Consider the following 17,172-nt stretch of genomic DNA (forward strand, 5'->3'; position numbering starts at 1 on the left):
GCGTGCTTTTTGTTGTTCGAGAGATGCTGATCATCAGATCCAGAAAGAATGCGACAGGAATAGTATAAATTCATCGCTTGAAAAAATATAAATATTTCCCTCTTTTGGTTCAAAAGTCCGAAATGCACATATGAAAGTCTGGATAACGATGTATTTTCTGCTCGCAAGCCTTAAGGTTGCTCGTAAATATCCAAAAAGGAACATCAGAAGTCCGAATACCGTCTCTAGGGGTCCGATAAGGAGAATTGGAAGCGGTTTATACTTAATCTATTCCAGAGATGACAAATACAAGAAGAAAAGCGGATCAGTTGCCCAAGAAACTCCCCAAGGTAAGCGGCGATCACGCATTACGGTCACGTAAACCATGTTGTATGCGTCTGCTATTCTTTATCTGATTGCAGTCCTTTACCCGATCTATCCTAGTCCTAGTGTCATTCACTGATTCTTCCGCTGTAGCTAATGGACAGGTGTGTGTCTATTGGTTTATTCACAAGTACTTTGATAAGGGGGTGATGATCGGCGTAGCGAAAGAATAAGGCAAATCAACCGTCCATTTTCATTGAAAAACCATTTTGCTAATAACCTGAGGAGGAATTGAATTTGCGCAACAAGTACATTGTGTGGTCACTCGTATTAACGATGCTGATCTCGAACGTATTCCTGACTGTCGGATTTCCATCACCAGTATCAGCAGCCGAAAGACCGGACCTGGCACAGGGCAAACAGGTTACCGCGAGCGGGTACAACCAAACATACAGCCCGACCAATGTGATTGACAGTAACCAAGCAACCTATTGGGAAAGTACCAATAGTGAGTTCCCCGAATGGATTCAAGTGGATCTTGGCACCAACACCAACATTGACCAAATTGTATTGAAGATTCCGACAGTGTGGGAAAAGAGAACCCAAACGATAACCGTGCAAGGCAGCACGAACGGTTCATCGTTCACGGATATCGTGGGTTCTGCGGATTATGTATTTAATCCATCGGTTGGGGAGAACTCGGTTACCATCGATTTTCCTGCTGTCGAGACAAGGTACGTTCGCTTAAGCGTAACGGGCAATTCCGAGTGGCCGGCAGCTCAACTGTCGACATTTGAAATTTACGGCCCAGGCAGTGAGGGACCAACGCTACCTGGCCCCGATCCTGTGGATCCCCCAATCATCCCTACAGAGGGAAGCAACATCGCCATCGGTAAGTCGATTACTGCATCGTCCAGCACTTTATCCTTCGTAGCTGCGAATGCAAACGATAACAACATCAATTCGTACTGGGAAGGGGGCAGCAATCCAAGCTCACTGACATTGGATCTAGGCTCCAATCATAAGATTACATCCATTGTACTTAAACTCAACCCGGATCCGGTCTGGAGCACCAGAACACAGACCATTCAAGTGCTTGGACATAACCAGGATACAACCACCTTTAGCAATCTGGTTTCCGCCCAATCATATACATTCAACCCGGCTTCCGGTAACACGGTGACCATTCCCGTTGCAGCAACGGTTAAACGTCTGCAATTGAACATTACCACGAACTCGGGCGCTCCGGCCGGGCAAATTGCTGAATTTCAAGTATTCGGCACACCTGCACCTAATCCTGACCTGACGATTACAGGCATGTCCTGGTCTCCATCTTCTCCAGTGGAGAACAGTCCCATCACCCTTAATGCGATCGTCAAAAACATTGGCTCTGCCGCTTCTCCAGCTTCTAGCGTCAACTTCTATCTGAACAACGAACTGGCGGGTTCGTCACCAGTAGCTGCTCTGCAAGCAGGAGCTTCGACAACGGTCTCGCTTAATGCTGGCAATAAAGCAGCTGCATCATATACGCTCAGTGCCAAGGTGGATGAGAATAACCAGATCATCGAAGAGAATGAAGGAAACAATAATTACACACACACCTCTTCTTTGGTGGTTGCACCGATTACAAGTTCTGATCTGGTAGGCACGGTCTCTTGGAGTCCTGGAACCCCTACAGCAAACAGCACAGTAACATTTACGGTTAATCTGAAAAATCAAGGCAACATGGCCTCCGCAGGTGGTGCACACGGAGTTACAGTGGTTCTCAAGAACGCTGCCGGAGCAACGCTTCAGACGTATAGTGGTTCCTATACCGGTACATTAGCACCTGGAGCTTCGGTCAATGTCAATGTAGGTACCTGGACTGCTGCAACTGGTAACTACAATGTGACAACTACCGTAGCAGTGGACAACAATGAAGCTCCGGTCAAACAAACGAATAACGTCGTTACAACAAGTTTGAACGTGTATTCAGCCCGTGGTGCAAGCATGCCTTATACCCGGTATGATACGGATGATGCTACGCGTGGTGGCAGTGCCACGCTGAAATCCGCACCGACCTTTGATCAGGCTCTGACGGCTTCGGAAGCCTCTGGCCAGCGCTATATCGCGCTTCCTTCCAACGGTTCGTATGCACAATGGACGGTTAGACAAGGGGAGGGAGGCGCAGGTGTAACCATGCGATTCACGATGCCGGATTCCGCAGATGGCATGGGTCTTGACGGCGCGCTTGACGTGTATGTTAACGGGTCCAAGGCCAAAACGGTTCCTTTGACCTCTTACTACAACTGGCAGTATTTCTCCAGCGATCATCCGGGGGATACGCCAAGTGCAGGACGTCCGTTGTTCCGTTTTGATGAAGTGCACTGGAAACTGGATACACCTCTAAAAGCTGGAGACACCATTCGTATTCAGAAAAACAATGGAGATAACCTGGAATACGGTGTGGATTTCCTCGAAATCGAACCCGTTCAGGCTGTGATCCCACGCCCGGCTAACTCCGTCTCTGTAACCGATTTCGGTGCGATTGCAAATGATGGAAAAGATGACCTTGCCGCATTCGAAGCGGCAGTCCAATCCGCGGTATCCACAGGCAAGACTCTATATATCCCTGAGGGCACGTTCCATCTGGGCAATATGTGGAAAATTGGTACGCCGACGAATATGATTAACAACCTCACCATTGTAGGTGCAGGCATCTGGCATACAAACATTCAGTTTACCAACCCTAATGCAGCCTCAGGCGGGATTTCTTTCCGTGTGCAGGGCAAGCTGGATTTCAGCAATATTTATATGAATTCCATGCTGCGTTCGCGCTATAACGAGAATGCAGTTTACAAAGGATTTATGGACAATTTCGGTAAAAATTCAAAGGTTAGCAACGTATGGGTTGAGCACTTTGAATGTGGTTTCTGGGTAGGGGATTACGCCCACACACCTGCAATCATTGCCGATGGCCTAGTGATCGAGAACAGTCGCATTCGGAATAACCTTGCCGACGGTGTCAACTTTGCCCAAGGCACGAGCAATTCGGCTGTACGCAACAGCAGCGTCCGCAACAATGGTGATGATGGTCTGGCCGTATGGACCAGCAACGTGAATGGTGCGCCTGCCGGTGTGAACAACACATTCTCGTTCAACACGATTGAGAATAACTGGCGTGCAGCAGGCATCGCGTTCTTTGGTGGTAGCGGACATAAGGCAACCAACAACCTGATTGTTGACACGGTTGGCGGTTCGGCGATCCGGATGAACACTGTTTTCCCTGGATACCATTTCCAAGACAACACAGGTATTCTGTTCTCCGATACAACGATCATTAACAGCGGCACAAGTAAAGATCTGTACAACGGTGAACGCGGAGCTATTGATCTTGAAGCTTCCAACGATTCCATCAAGAATGTAACGTTTACCAATATTGATATCCTCAATACGCAGCGCAGTGCCGTTCAATTCGGATACGGTGGCGGTTTCCAGAACATTGTGTTTAACAACATCAACATTAATGGTACCGGTCTGGACGGAATTGAGACGTCGCGGTTCACAACCCCGCATAAAGGTGCAGCAATTTACACCTATACCGGAAATGGCTCTGCCACATTCAATAATCTGACAACCAGCAATATTGCCAACCCTAATGTGAATCAGATTCAAAATGGCTTTAATTTGATCATTCAATAAATTTATTTCAAACAAAAACAGGGAGCTCTAAGAGTTCCCTGTTTTTTTAGGTTACTTTGATGAAGTATGGGTGAACATTGATCCGGATCTGAAATATTGAAAATAACCGCGCAAAGTAAGTTTTTAAGATGCCCCATATTTTCTTCTGTAGTGACTTAACGTGAGAAGAGGCCAAATATATGTATAGCTGTGATAATGGGAATAGAAGTTCCCGGGCAGACCTGCGCCTGTGGGATATGAGGTTCTCCAATCGTTTTCGTGCATTGATGCAATAAGCCGTAGAACGCCTTGATTCATCTCAGGTGTAGGTTTGGGTTGGACTGCAATGAGTGCGTCAAGTGCCCAAGCGGTCTGGGAAGGGGTACTTTCCCCTAATGGCACATAGTGCAGGAGTCGGTCACTTTGACAGGATTCTCCCCAGCCACCGTCGGAGTTCTGGATGCTTAAGAGCCACTGCGCTCCTTTTTGAACTGTATCATGGCCTGAAGGTAGCCCAACGGCCGTAAGACCGGTTAATGCTGCCCAGGTACCGTAGATATAACATACGCCCCATCTTCCGTACCATGAGCCATCTTTCTCCTGGTTTCGAATGAGCCATTTCGTTCCACGTTTGATCCATTCATGCCTGGTATCAAGCCCGGCAAAGTTACCGAGATACTCCAAGGTACGTCCCGTTAGGTCAGCCTCTGAAGGGTCTGTAGCCGCAGATTTGGCACCATCAATGGCGAGCCAGGTGAGCATCTCCTTGTTCGTATTTTTTTCGAATGCCGGCCAGCCGCCATCTTTATTTTGCATGGACAGAACCCAATTCAGTCCGCGATTCCAGGATTGCTGAACCGTTGGAAGAGTAGTGGACAAGCTTCGGATAGCCCGTAAAACTGCTGTTGTATCATCCACATCTGGATTGATCGTATTCGACTCCGAAAATCCCCATCCTCCAGGGACTGTATTCGGATTATGGATGCTCCAGTCGGCTGTTTTATCTTGCTGACGGGAGAGCAAATAGGAGGCCGCACGTTGAATAGCCTTATGGTCATCGGTAATGGAAGCCTCCTGCAATGCGTAGGTGATTAAGGCCGTATCCCACACGGTAGATGGGGAGTTTTGAATCGTTGTTTTACCTCCAGAAGAACGGCACTGCATTGCCGTGAGTCCGGTTATGGCTTTTGTAATCAGGGGATGCTGCTTATCGTATTTTAGGGCCAATAGGGCAAAGATCATGAGAATCGTACTACTGGCATAGCTGTATAATGTGCCATCAGACTCAATCCGCTCTATCATGAACTGTTCCGCCTTCGTTCTTGCAGTGTCGTGGATGTGGCGAGGGTTACCGAGCAGTCGGCTTCTCCCGCTTAGAATGTCGTCCTGCATTTCCTGATATCCCCGGGTAGTTGACTCATCTTCAACATTTCGTAAGTCGGTCAGATCAGACAGATCGGGAGCATGGGGTACTGTGAGGGCGAAGCGCAAGTCTGCCATAACGAGCATGGGAGTGAGGTGAACTCTGGAATAACCGGAAAATTCAAAATAGTTGATGGGAAAATAGGTAGGGAACATCAGTATCTCCAGGGGGATCATAGAGATGGATAAAGGCCATTTTATTTGTCCGGTAGCGGCAAGTATGGCTTTGGTCAAAATGCTGCTAACTTTTCCAATACCTCCTTTGGAGTGAATATACTGTTTGGCCCGCTGGATTGGCTCGTCCGTACTCTGGCTGTACCCGGAGTAGAGCAGGGCGTAGTACGCTTCAACCGATGCGGATAAATTTCCATCCTCTTCATCGGTGTACAATCTCCAGCATCCATCCTGTTGCTGTTCGTTAAGGATACGATCGTGCAATTCCCGGATGAACGCTTCATTCGGAACTTCCAATATCCGAAAGAGAATGATGACATAAGCATCAATTACCGTACCGTTCTCAAAACAAAAATGCCAGGAACCGTCTTGTTGCTGCTGTTGAAGCAAGGAAGTCGTCATCCGACTTATTTCCTCATCAATTGCGCTCAGTACATGGCTCATTCCGCGGATACCTCCAGAGTACGTCATTTTTGTATTATATGATGGCAATCAGGGGGAAATGAGGAGCAGAATGAGCGTGAAATCCAGTTCATTTCAGGGTTTTCTACAATTTTCAATAATAAAATGAATTTTACTATTGAAATTTTTTCCAATAAAGTGTATAAATATCTTTGTTAACGCTTACAAGATTTTGATCTATATCTTTCTCCGATACCCTTCAAAAAGGAGGTGTAAGTACTATAACATGCAATAACTGAAAAACGGACTTTATGTTTTCGAAAATGAAATCGATTTCATTTTGTGTATTTGATATTTGGCTGTTCAAATTATAATAAATCAAAGGAGATATGTTGATGAAGATATGGAAAAAGAGTGCGTTAGTGTTGCTGTCCACTTTTCTGGTAACGGCGGGTTCATATAGTTCATATATGCCCAAGACTGCGCATGCAGCGGGTGAACAGGTAGAGGTATGGATTTCAACTTCAGATCCCAATTCCGAACCGGCAGTGGGGCTTAGAACAGATGCCAGACTCACCAAGATTGCATCAAAAAACTTCAGCAGCAACTCAGGCAATGCCGATGTTACCATTACGGTCAACGAAAACCAAACGTATCAGCAGATGGATGGTTTTGGAGTGTCATTAACGGATGCGTCCGCATGGCTCATGAACTACAAGCTGGATAACAATAAGCGCGCGGAAGTAATGGAGAGGCTGTTTGGCAACACAGGCATTGGGCTTAGCTTATTGAGACAGCCGATCGGAAGCTCCGATTTTGCTTGGGCCGCCTACACTTATGCCGATACGCCAAATGATACTTCACTCAACCAATTTACAATCGACCGGGACAAGACTTACATACTGCCCATGGTCAAAGCGGCAATCGCTAAGAATCCCAATATCAAAGTAATGGGTTCCCCATGGAGTGCGCCTGCCTGGATGAAGTATTCCAACAATCTGAATGGCGGCAAACTGAAAGCAGAACACTACGGAACATATGCGAATTATTTCAAAAAATACATTGAAGCCTACCAGGCTGAAGGTGTACCCATCTATGCTGTTACGTTGCAAAACGAGCCAATGTACGAGCCCTCCCATTATCCTTCCATGGGTATGAATGTACAGGATCAGACGGGCTTTATCGGCGATTATCTTGGACCAACACTCCGCAATGCCGGAATCAACACCAAGATTATTGCATTCGATCATAACTTTCTGGACTGGAACTTCCCTAACCAAGTCATTACGAATCTGAAGAACGCAGGCAAGGGCAGCTACGTATCCGGCAGCGCATTCCACCATTATGACAGTGGGGACGGATCGACAATGACCTCCATGAATAACAGTCACCCGGACAAGGAAGTTTGGTTCACGGAGGGTGGTTTCGGCAACTGGAATGATCCGCAGAATGGTACCTCTTCGGGTTTCGATAATATGATGAACGAGTTCATTAATATTACGAGAAACTGGTCCAAATCGATCATTCTCTGGAATGCTGCCCTGGATCAAAAAGACGGTCCAGCATTGCTTTCACCGAACAACACTAATAAAGGCATGATTACAATCCGCAACTCGGACAACCGTAATGATGCTCCTGAGAATAATGTCACATATCACAAACAATATTATTTGCTGGGTCACTTTAGTAAATTTGTAGTACCCAATGCATACCGCATTGACAGCAACACCGGATCTGAAGTCAAAAATGTGGCTTTCCGAAATCCGGACGGTTCCAAAGTGGTTGTCGCCTACAACTCCTCCAGTTCATCGAAAAATGTGAAGATCCAATGGGGCAGCCAAAGCTTTGTTGTCACTATTCCAGGCAAGTCCGCTATGACGTATAAATGGTATGGAAATGTTTCTTAAGGGATAGCGGGGATTCAGATTCCCGTACCCAGCAAGCTAGGGGCCGCGAGCAGTCGCGGCTCTTTTAATTTGTTTTTATTTAAAGATCATCCATCGTATACATTTGTTGTGATTTTTACATATTCAAGGATTTTACAATTTTGATATTATGATTTCTTAGTTTAACTGTCCTCTTACATTGGGTTGATATACTAGCCTGAGCTTTTATATGGGAGAGGGGTTAGACAACTTGAAAGACATCAATCAACGCTGGGTAGCGATGATCCTTGTAGCAGTAATGGTTATCCAATCATTCTGGACATTTGCAGGAATCGGACATGCTGCAACATCAGAAAACCTTAACACCAGCAATTTGGCGAAAAACGTGGTGATCACCCATTTTTATGGAGGAAAGAAAGACGACGTACTCGACGTGTACGGCAACGACTTTGTAGAACTATATAATCCGACAGCAGAACCTGTTTCGCTGAACGACTGGTCCATACAATTTGCGGATACCCAAAAGAATAATTGGAAAGTAGCTCAGCTAGGTACAACGACTGCCCAGATTCCGGCATATGGCTATTATCTGATTGCGCTTGGCAGCAACGGCAACGTCGGAGAGCAGCTTCCACAGCCGGATGCCACTGAAGCTTCATTCAAATTAGGCAACAACAGCGGAAAGCTGGTTTTGTTAAATACGACACAACTGTTGACAGCTAACGATCCAACGGCAGATGTTTTACAGGAACATGTAATTGATTTTGTTGGATATAGTGCTGACGCTTATTGGGGGAGTCCGGCGCCGGAAGCGGGCAAGCAGAGCACCATGCAACGTTTGGTGTATGATCCGCTAAATCCGGAGAAAAGCACTACTACAGCAGCGTTCCCTAATCACGGAAACAACTGGGACACTCGGAATAACGGAAATGACTTTGAGAAGGTCAAAGGCGCGAAGGCTCGCAATTCAAGCACAACTTCCGCCTATGTCATTCTGGAGAGTAATCAAAGGTTAGAGATGCAATCGGCTTCGAGCGTAGATCCTGTACATAACAAGATTACGTTAAATGCATTTGGAGGCTTAGTTAAGCAGGGACCATGGTCATCCGATGACTTCAGTGTGCTGGGCCTCCCGGCAGGATTCACTGCTGAAGCCAATGCGAACGGAGATCAGATCGAAGTGACCATAACTGGAGACGGTACCGGGAATATGGTTTCAGACAGCCTTCTGACATTTGAGATTCATCCTGGTGCGTGGGATCAATTACACAAACCAGCCTCATCCTTAACAGTGTATCAAGGAAGCAATACCGTAACATTCGCTCAATTCACACCTTCCAATAAGATTGTAGCAACATTGGACTCCTCATCGTCGAGCATCCATATGGACAGTGCGAAGGACTTGAATACCACAATCCAACTCAATCTTAGCGCTGGCGTTCCCGTGGATGGGGTGCTGGACTCGAATGCTTACATTGTGACGGGGCTTCCTGAGGGAGATTGGAGCATCAAGGCTGAGGGCCGAAGCAGTGATCATACGATTACGCTTTCCATTTCGGGTACATCCGCTTCTGCTGTCATGAACTCCGTCATGCTGAATGTGACGTTAATGGCTGAGGCTGTGCAGGATAAGGACTGGCTGGCTTCGGAAATGATCAGCGTCCCCCTGCTTCGGTACAGTCAACCGCTTCTTGCTGATGAGAATCGCAAACATGTCGTTGAAGACAGCATCATAGCGGACAATACAGGTTTTAATGACCCTGCCACCAAACAATATAAATATGGAAGTGATGCCATGGGAGCGAACGAATATACCTTCCTGCGCGGTACACATTCCTTATTCAAGGCTGATCTGGCAGCGGGTCTTATTCCTTCTCCGAATTCGGTAATTCCAGGCTGGAATGAGAAGGACATCCTTACGTACACGCAAGGCGATGCCCATATTCAGAATGTGGGAACCTTTAACGACAGTACCAATCAAATGGTGTTTAGCTTGAACGATGTGGATTCTTCCGGCATCGGCAGCTTTTATGATGATCTGATTCGCTTTGTTACAAGTATTTATGTAGTCAAATACGAAAAAGACAGCTCTGCGATTACCAATCTGCAGGACGCCGATTTCCGGGACGTATCTCGTACCTTTCTAGATACCTATAAGGATACTCTGATAGAGATTAATAACGAGATAAACCCCAAAAATACCAAGTTAACCAAAAGCAATGTAACGGCATATACGAAAGAGGTCATGGACAAAGTCTCCAAAGTGTCTTATGAGGAAGCATTGCAAAAGTTGCTCGGCAAGCGGGCAATTGATGGGAAATTAAACATTGCCAGCAACTCCGATAAGTTTGAAGCCGCTACAGATGCGGAGAAATCTTCCCTGCAAGCTGCTTGGGAAGCATACAAATTGCAAGTCAGAAGCAATTTCCCAAACCTGAGTGACGATGAATTCGATGCCTATTTTAAGATAAAGGATATTGTACGCCGTATTCATCAGGGAATTGGCAGCATTGGGGTTGAACGCTACAATGTGCTGATCGAAGGAGCAAGTGAAGCCAATACGGATGACATTCTGCTCGACGTGAAAGAGCAGACTCGGAACGCCAATTTATCGAAAGATGCTTATCTTAAAACTTCAGTTGATCCCGATTCTTATCTGGGTGTACTCGAAGCAATGAATCGCTCGTATCTGATCAAGGAAGTCTCACCTTTTAAAGGGGATTACACGGATAAGCCGTTTAAGAACAAGCAAGAGCTGGAGCAGTATTTGGTCGATGCAGCCAAGGCTTACGCTTATGCAAGCTCGCGCTTGGACAAGGTATCCGATGAGTTGAACTACCGTTTTGAGGAACGTTTTGTAACAAATATCATACCCATCTGGGATGATTTGCAGAACTTTATTCTTAATGCAGCGGAGGATTACTCCCACCAGGTCGTAGCGGATTTTGTGCTTGTAAAGGAAGATATGCGAACCGGGAAGCTGATTGACGTTTCCACATTGGATAATTTATCTGTTGATCAAGGCTCCTTGACTCCAGCATTCAATCTTGCAATTACGGCGTATACTCTGAATGTTGAACAAGCAACAGACTCCATCAGTATTACGGCGAAGGCTACGGATAGCCAGGCTACCTTGTCTGTTAAAGGTGAACCTTATGCAAACGGAATAAATCAATCTTTCGGGTTGTCTGTTGGAAAAAATGTAATTCCAATTACGGTGCAAGCACGTAATGGATCAAGCAAGATTTACAGTATAAATGTCGTCAGAGCCGGAGATTCCTCCTCGGTTCCACCAACGTCTTCGACTCCTTCAACTCCAACTGGAGGAACGAATGGTGATCAAAAGGGTACCACTGCCAACAGTGGAACGATTACTGTGAATGGTGGATCGTTGAGCCTGGACGGGGTCAAAATCAATATGCCAGCCGGAGCGATGGAGAGCAGCATCGTCATCTCCGTAAATAAAGTAAGCCAAACGTCGAATCTGTTCACCGATTCCACATTGATACTGCTCGGGGATGTCTATGAGATTACTGCAAGCAAGAGCGGGAATTTCACCAAACCGGTAACTGTCACCTTACCATTCGACAAGAACAAGGTGGACTTTGACAAATCAATAGTGGGATTGTATTGGTTCAACGAGCAAGCCCAAAAGTGGGTTTCACTCGATAATTTGAAAGTAGATCAAATGAATGGAACAGTATCGGGAACCATTAATCATTTTACCAAGTTTGCTGTTCTGGTATCCGATAAGACTGTAACGTCAACTCCGGAAGGAACCAAGAATTTCACGGATCTCGTAGGACATTGGGCTTCCGGCAGTATTATGGATTTGGTTGAACTCGGTGTGATCCAGGGTTATCCAGACAACAGTTTCAGAGCGGATAAAAAAATTACCAGAGCCGAATTTGTTACTCTTATCATTAAGGCTCTACATCTGCAAGACTCTGCTGACAAAGGATTTGCGGATACTACGACGCATTGGGCACAAGACGCGATTTCCACTGCGGCAGGTCTGGGCATTGTGAATGGATATAGTGATAACACCTTTGGTCCAGATGAACTGGTGACCCGCGAGCAAATTGCGACAATGGTCGTTCGTGCAGCGCAGATTGCTGATTCAGACAGTAATATCAGCTTCTCTGATGGCGCTGAAATTTCTGGTTGGGCTCGTTCAGCACTTGCTGCGGCCATTACCAATGGGCTCGTTAACGGCTATCCAGACGGAACATTGAAACCGAAAGGGAATACAACTCGCGCAGAAGCCGCTACACTCATAGAAAGAACTATTCAATTAACAAAACAATTGACAAAATAAATCGAAGAATTCAGAAAGGCTGCTCTCCAGCAAGTTTAACTTGTTGGGAAGCAGCCTTTTTGTATTGCTTGTATCTTTTTTGTATCTGGTTCATTCGTTTTGTTACAACGATATACCATTTTCGATAATGACGCGATTGAGCTTGGTATTCACCGGGTTGGAAATCGTATCACCTACAGGGCATTTGCTCTCCAGAAATTGTACAAATGATTCAACTTTTTCTTCAGATGAGCTGGTTTTAATATAAAACGTGTATCGAATATCAGAATAACCGGGACGTACATCAGATCGGTTAAAAAATCCGTCAAGATCCAGATCACCTTCAACATCAACTCTGAAATCATCAAGTACCACATCGAATTTGGAGGCATAAACCCGGGCCACAATGGATTGACATGCGCCAAGGGAGGCAAGTAAAGCTTCTACAGGATTCATTCCCGTGTCCGTACCCCCGAGGTTTGTTGGCTCATCGATGATCAGTTCGAATTGTCTTGCTTTGGTGATCACTTTAACCCCATCTTGTAGATGGGCAGTAGCTTTGAAAGTCTGAACATTAGCCATCCGATACCTCTCCTTTATAAAACATTGTATGTAACTTGGTTTAGTATGGATTATAGTTCCATGAATCACAAGCTGTCAATATAAGGATGGGAATAGAATTAGATATTCACTCTTTAAATTAAGAAATGGATAGCCTAATGGCTATCCATTTCTCTAACATTTCAACTTCTCAGCCGATGTACTTATTCACTCATAACATGATCATATTTTTCCTTCAAACGTTTGATATCTGCCCTCGGCGGTGCGCCGAACATGCGGGAGTACTCCCGGCTGAATTGGGACGCACTCTCGTAACCAACCCGGAAGGCTACATCCGCAGCATCAGCTGACTCAGCCATGAGGAGTCGACGTGCTTCCTGAAGCCTTAGCTGCTTCTGAAACTGAAGTGGGCTCATGGCGGTAATTTCTTTGAAATGTCGATGGAATGAGGACACACTCATGTTGGCTGTCTCTGCAAGATCTTCGATTCGAAAAGGTTGCTCCCAATGTCGAACAATATGCTCAATGGCTTCCCTAATCCGGTAACTGCTGCTGCCTTCCACTGCAATCTGGGCCAGTTCAGCTCCATAAGGTCCCTGCAAAAGCCGATACAGAATTTCCCGCGTATAGAGTGGGGCGAGGAACGGGATTTCTCCCGGCGTATCCAGCAGCCGAACCAATCGAAGTACAGCATCTTGAATGGAGGGCTCCATCTGTCCAACAAATAGGGCGCGTCTGGCGTTTTCTTTAGAGGTGACCTTAATATTACAATCATTCAGTACTTCAAGAATCTGGTTCTGTGTAAACTCAAGCTTCAGACTCAGGTAAGGCGTATCAGTGGATGCTTTTATAATCTGACCAATCACCGGCAGGTTCATGGAAGCAATCAGATAATTGGATGGTCCGTATTCGAATCTTTCCTGTGCCAGCAAGATTTCTTTCAAGCCTTGAACGATAACACAAAATGAAGGCTTGTAAACCCGGTAAGCAGGCTCGCTTATGCTGGAATGCTGATAGACATACAAGGAAGGGATTTCCGTTTCCTTGGAGCTGTTATGAAGGGAGTGACGCTTAATTAGTTCGGTGAGTTCCTGTTTCTGCTGAACTGCGTTATCGGACATACATATCCTCCTTGCGAGTTGTTCTTGCTTCATTATAAGACTTAACGACCTTAGACAAAAGTGGACCTGATAGGATCAGGCAATCAATTAAGACAAATGATATACCGATTCGCTCCTTCAGTTCGGCATAATAATATTAGGCTCGCAGAATCAAGCAAGGGGACACGAAAAGGCAATCAGACAGCATAGCTGTAGTACCTCTACGAAAATAGCAACTTTATCCTGAACAAAAGGAGGTATGGAAATGAGTCATGTATTAATTTTGGGTGCCAACGGTCAAATCGCCCGTGAAGCGATAGACTTGTTTCTTAAGGAAACCGATGTCAGGCTAACACTCTATTTGCGGAAATCCAGCAGGCTCGGAAATATCGATTCGAATCGTGCGCGTGTGATCGACGGTGACGTGATGGATCAAGTCAAATTGAAAGACGCCATGAATGGCGTGGACGTTGTCTATGTCAATCTTGCAGGTGATCTGGAACAGTACGCCAGAACCATCGTGGAAACGATGAAATCTGCAGGAGTGAAACGACTAATTTTTATCAGTTCCATGGGCATCTACGATGAAGTGCCTGGACAGAAGTACAGCAGCATATTGGACCCTTATCGTAAAGCTGCTTCCATTGTTGAAGCTTCAGATCTAGACTATACAATCTTACGGCCAGCGTGGTTTACCAGAGCAAACGAGATCGATTATGAAATAACCCAGAAAGGCCAGCCATTCAAAGGCAGCGAAGTATCCTGCAAAAGCGTGGCCGCTTTGGTTGTTAAGCTGACAGAGTCACCAGAGCTGGAAATACGTCGCAGTCTTGGTGTAAGTAAACCCCATTAATTCAGTGTACTCCTAAATGGAGATAATAAATTCATGTACGTTAGTTCACATTCACATCATTTGAATGAAGAAAGGAAGTTATATGATGCAAAAACGAACACTGGGAAATAGCGGGTTGGAAGTTTCGGCAATTGGGCTTGGTTGTATGGGAATGAGCTACGGGTATGGTCCGGCTTCGGACAAAACGGAGATGATCGCGGTCATACGGGAAGCTGTTGAACGCGGTGTAACTTTCTTTGATACCGCCGAAGTCTATGGTCCATATATCAATGAAGAACTCGTCGGCGAAGCACTTTCTCCTGTACGCGATCAGGTTGTCATAGCGACGAAGTTCGGATTCGACATTCAAGGTGGCAAACAGAGCGGGATGGATAGCCGTCCCGAGCAGATCAGGAAAGTTGCCGAAGAGTCTCTTAAGCGACTTAAGATCGAGGCGATTGATTTGTTTTACCAGCACCGTGTTGATCCGGATGTGCCGATTGAAGAGGTTGCTGGAGCCGTGCAGGATCTGATTCGAGAAGGTAAAGTGAAGCATTGGGGGCTATCGGAAGCTGGCGTGAACACGATTCGACGTGCGCATGCCGTTCAGCCGGTCGCTGCTGTTCAGAGCGAATATTCCTTATGGTGGAGACGTCCGGAAGAAGAACTGATTCCAGCGCTTGAGGAGCTCGGTATTGGTTTTGTCCCTTTTAGTCCTTTGGGTAAAGGGTATCTCACGGGAAGTTTTAATGCGAAAACGACTTTTGATCAGGGGGATTTGCGTAATATTCTGCCACGTTTCACTCCAGAGGCGCTCGAGGCCAATCAAGTGCTGGTTGATCTGTTGAAAGAGAAGGCGGAGAAGATTCAAGCCACCCCTGCACAAATCGCACTTGCTTGGTTGCTGGCCCAGAAACCTTGGATTGTACCGATCCCAGGAACGCGCAAGTCGAGTCGTCTCAAAGAAAATATGGGTGCGGCGGACATTGAACTTACACCCGAAGATGTACAGAGCATTAATGATGCGGCTACAAAAATTACCCTGATGGGTTCGAGATATACAGAGGAGTTGGAGAAAAGAACGGGTCTCTGATCCATTATAGTATGCCAGAAAGATGGGTGGAAAGGTTGAGTAAACGCTTATCGAACCAAGTGAAGCAAATTGTAATCGAGAGATTGGAGTCTCAGATCAAATGGGAAGAAAATCCGATTTTCAAAGAATTGTATCTCAGTTACTGGATAAAATTAACTTCAGATGCCTGTCCTTTGGAACGACAGAAACGTAAGGACACCAGAAGTAACCCATCAAAGGCAAACATCTTTTCCCAACCTAATTAAAGGAGTGTATGAACATGGAATATGTGAAGTTGGGCCGTACCGGGCTGGACGTTTCGAGATTATGTCTTGGTTGCATGAGCTATGGAGTCCCTGAACGCGGGATCGCTCCATGGTCGCTGAACGAAGAAGAGAGTCGTCCTTTTATCCAAAAAGCGCTGGACTTGGGTATTAACTTCTTTGATACAGCCAACGTCTATTCGGATGGTACAAGCGAAGAAATCGTGGGTCGTGCTTTGAAGGATTTTGCTCGTCGTGATGAGGTTGTTATTGCAACAAAGGTTTACTTCCGCATGAAGCCGGGGCCGAATGGTGCAGGTTTGTCGAGAAAAGCCATTATGAATGAGATTGATAACAGCTTGAAGCGCCTAGGGACCGATTATGTGGATCTGTATCAGATCCATCGATGGGACAGCAGTACTCCAATTGAAGAAACGATGGAGGCCCTTCATGATGTTGTTAAGGCGGGTAAAGCCCGATATATTGGAGCTTCTTCAATGTACGCCTGGCAGTTTATGAAGGCTCAGCATACGGCGGAACGCAATGGCTGGACCCCTTTTGTCTCCATGCAGAATCTGTTGAATCTCATGTATCGGGAAGAAGAGCGTGAGATGCTGCCTCTCTGTCGTGAAGAGGGAGTTGGTGTCATTCCGTGGAGCCCTCTTGCCAAAGGGCGTCTTACCCGGGATTGGGATGAGAAGACAGCCCGTTCATCGAACGACGAAGCAGGAGACCGACTTGCTGCGGAAATGGTTGATGCCGATCGTAAAATTGTGGGGACTGTCGCCGATATTGCAAACAAAAGAGGTGTTTCTAGAGCAACCGTTGCACTGGCATGGGTATTGCAAAAAGAAGGTGTCACAGCACCAATTGTGGGTGCAACGAAAGAACATCACTTGGAGGATGCCGTAGCAGCCTTGTCCGTCAAGCTAGATGCGCAGGAGGTTGCAAGCTTGGAGGAATACTACGTACCACACAAAATATACGGCATGTAAGTTCCCTCTAGCCCTAGTAGTGAAAAAGGGTTGCCAATCAAAAAGAATTGTGTATAATTGGAGTCACATCAAAATATTCAAATGTTTTCTAGGGTTCCGCGACAGTTATGTCGGTCTGGTCCGAGAGAAAACTCACAGCCTATTGGTTGTGTCACGGAGGGACAAAAGCCTGGGAGATGAACTGCTTAAATGCAGTTTATTTCCC

At 46.1% G+C, this 17,172-nt stretch carries 9 protein-coding genes and 1 riboswitch; of the genes, 6 read left to right on the forward strand and 3 right to left on the reverse strand.

Translation table 11 applies throughout. The features are described 5' to 3' along the window. The first annotated feature begins 639 nt into the window (after window positions 1–639). Complete coding sequence (locus ACDJ58_RS13025) at window positions 640–3,984, forward strand: CARDB domain-containing protein (RefSeq protein ID WP_413379651.1); 3,345 nt, start codon at window positions 640–642, stop codon at window positions 3,982–3,984. A 123-nt stretch (window positions 3,985–4,107) separates the two neighbouring features. Here the strand turns inward: ACDJ58_RS13025 and shc are convergent, their stop codons facing one another. After that, entirely contained in the window at window positions 4,108–6,003 is a 1,896-nt protein-coding gene (shc, locus tag ACDJ58_RS13030) for a squalene--hopene cyclase (RefSeq protein WP_413378507.1), read from the reverse strand. 353 nt (window positions 6,004–6,356) lie between these two features. Between shc and ACDJ58_RS13035 the strand changes: the two genes are divergently transcribed. Both ACDJ58_RS13035 and ACDJ58_RS13040 read left to right on the forward strand, forming a co-directional pair. Beyond that, window positions 6,357–7,868, forward strand: a complete 1,512-nt coding sequence (locus ACDJ58_RS13035) for a glycoside hydrolase family 30 protein (RefSeq protein ID WP_413378509.1) — start codon at window positions 6,357–6,359, stop codon at window positions 7,866–7,868. Window positions 7,869–8,097: 229 nt separating this feature from the next. Next, a complete protein-coding gene (locus ACDJ58_RS13040) occupies window positions 8,098–12,165 on the forward strand; it encodes an S-layer homology domain-containing protein (protein WP_413378511.1) in 4,068 nt (1,355 codons plus the stop codon). A 102-nt stretch (window positions 12,166–12,267) separates the two neighbouring features. Here the strand turns inward: ACDJ58_RS13040 and ACDJ58_RS13045 are convergent, their stop codons facing one another. Next, window positions 12,268–12,726, reverse strand: a complete 459-nt coding sequence (locus ACDJ58_RS13045) for an OsmC family protein (RefSeq protein ID WP_192266975.1) — start codon at window positions 12,724–12,726, stop codon at window positions 12,268–12,270. Window positions 12,727–12,908: 182 nt separating this feature from the next. After that, complete coding sequence (locus tag ACDJ58_RS13050) at window positions 12,909–13,826, reverse strand: AraC family transcriptional regulator N-terminal domain-containing protein (RefSeq protein WP_413378514.1); 918 nt, start codon at window positions 13,824–13,826, stop codon at window positions 12,909–12,911. A gap of 244 nt (window positions 13,827–14,070) precedes the next feature. Here ACDJ58_RS13050 and ACDJ58_RS13055 point away from each other — a divergent pair, with 244 nt between their 5' ends. From ACDJ58_RS13055 to ACDJ58_RS13065, 3 genes are all read left to right on the forward strand, one after another. Further along, the gene (locus tag ACDJ58_RS13055) at window positions 14,071–14,658 is read left to right on the forward strand and encodes an NAD(P)H-binding protein (protein ID WP_413378516.1); all 588 of its coding nucleotides are present in this window, start codon (window positions 14,071–14,073) and stop codon (window positions 14,656–14,658) included. 85 nt (window positions 14,659–14,743) lie between these two features. Beyond that, window positions 14,744–15,730 carry an aldo/keto reductase gene (locus ACDJ58_RS13060; RefSeq protein WP_413379653.1) on the forward strand — a complete coding sequence of 329 codons (987 nt, stop codon included), beginning with the start codon at window positions 14,744–14,746 and terminating at the stop codon, window positions 15,728–15,730. Between the two features lie 259 nt (window positions 15,731–15,989). Continuing rightward, on the forward strand, window positions 15,990–16,967 hold the full coding sequence (locus ACDJ58_RS13065) for an aldo/keto reductase (RefSeq protein ID WP_413378519.1): 978 nt from the start codon (window positions 15,990–15,992) through the stop codon (window positions 16,965–16,967). A 77-nt stretch (window positions 16,968–17,044) separates the two neighbouring features. After that, window positions 17,045–17,145: riboswitch (guanidine-I (ykkC/yxkD leader) on the forward strand. The last annotated feature ends 27 nt before the right edge of the window (window positions 17,146–17,172 follow it).

This window comes from Paenibacillus taichungensis (genome assembly GCF_047302525.1).
GTDB lineage: Bacteria > Bacillota > Bacilli > Paenibacillales > Paenibacillaceae > Paenibacillus > Paenibacillus taichungensis_B.

Bases quoted from the DNA above. Each gene is read 5' to 3' on its own strand.
- ACDJ58_RS13045 (WP_192266975.1), bottom strand. From the start codon at position 12,726: ATGGCTAATGTTCAGACTTTCAAAGCTACTGCCCATCTACAAGATGGG.
- ACDJ58_RS13025 (WP_413379651.1), top strand. From the start codon at position 640: ATGCTGATCTCGAACGTATTCCTGACTGTCGGATTTCCATCACCAGTA.
- shc (WP_413378507.1), bottom strand. From the start codon at position 6,003: ATGAGCCATGTACTGAGCGCAATTGATGAGGAAATAAGTCGGATGACG.
- ACDJ58_RS13065 (WP_413378519.1), top strand. From the start codon at position 15,990: ATGGAATATGTGAAGTTGGGCCGTACCGGGCTGGACGTTTCGAGATTA.
- ACDJ58_RS13050 (WP_413378514.1), bottom strand. From the start codon at position 13,826: ATGTCCGATAACGCAGTTCAGCAGAAACAGGAACTCACCGAACTAATT.
- ACDJ58_RS13060 (WP_413379653.1), top strand. From the start codon at position 14,744: ATGCAAAAACGAACACTGGGAAATAGCGGGTTGGAAGTTTCGGCAATT.
- ACDJ58_RS13055 (WP_413378516.1), top strand. From the start codon at position 14,071: ATGAGTCATGTATTAATTTTGGGTGCCAACGGTCAAATCGCCCGTGAA.
- ACDJ58_RS13035 (WP_413378509.1), top strand. From the start codon at position 6,357: ATGAAGATATGGAAAAAGAGTGCGTTAGTGTTGCTGTCCACTTTTCTG.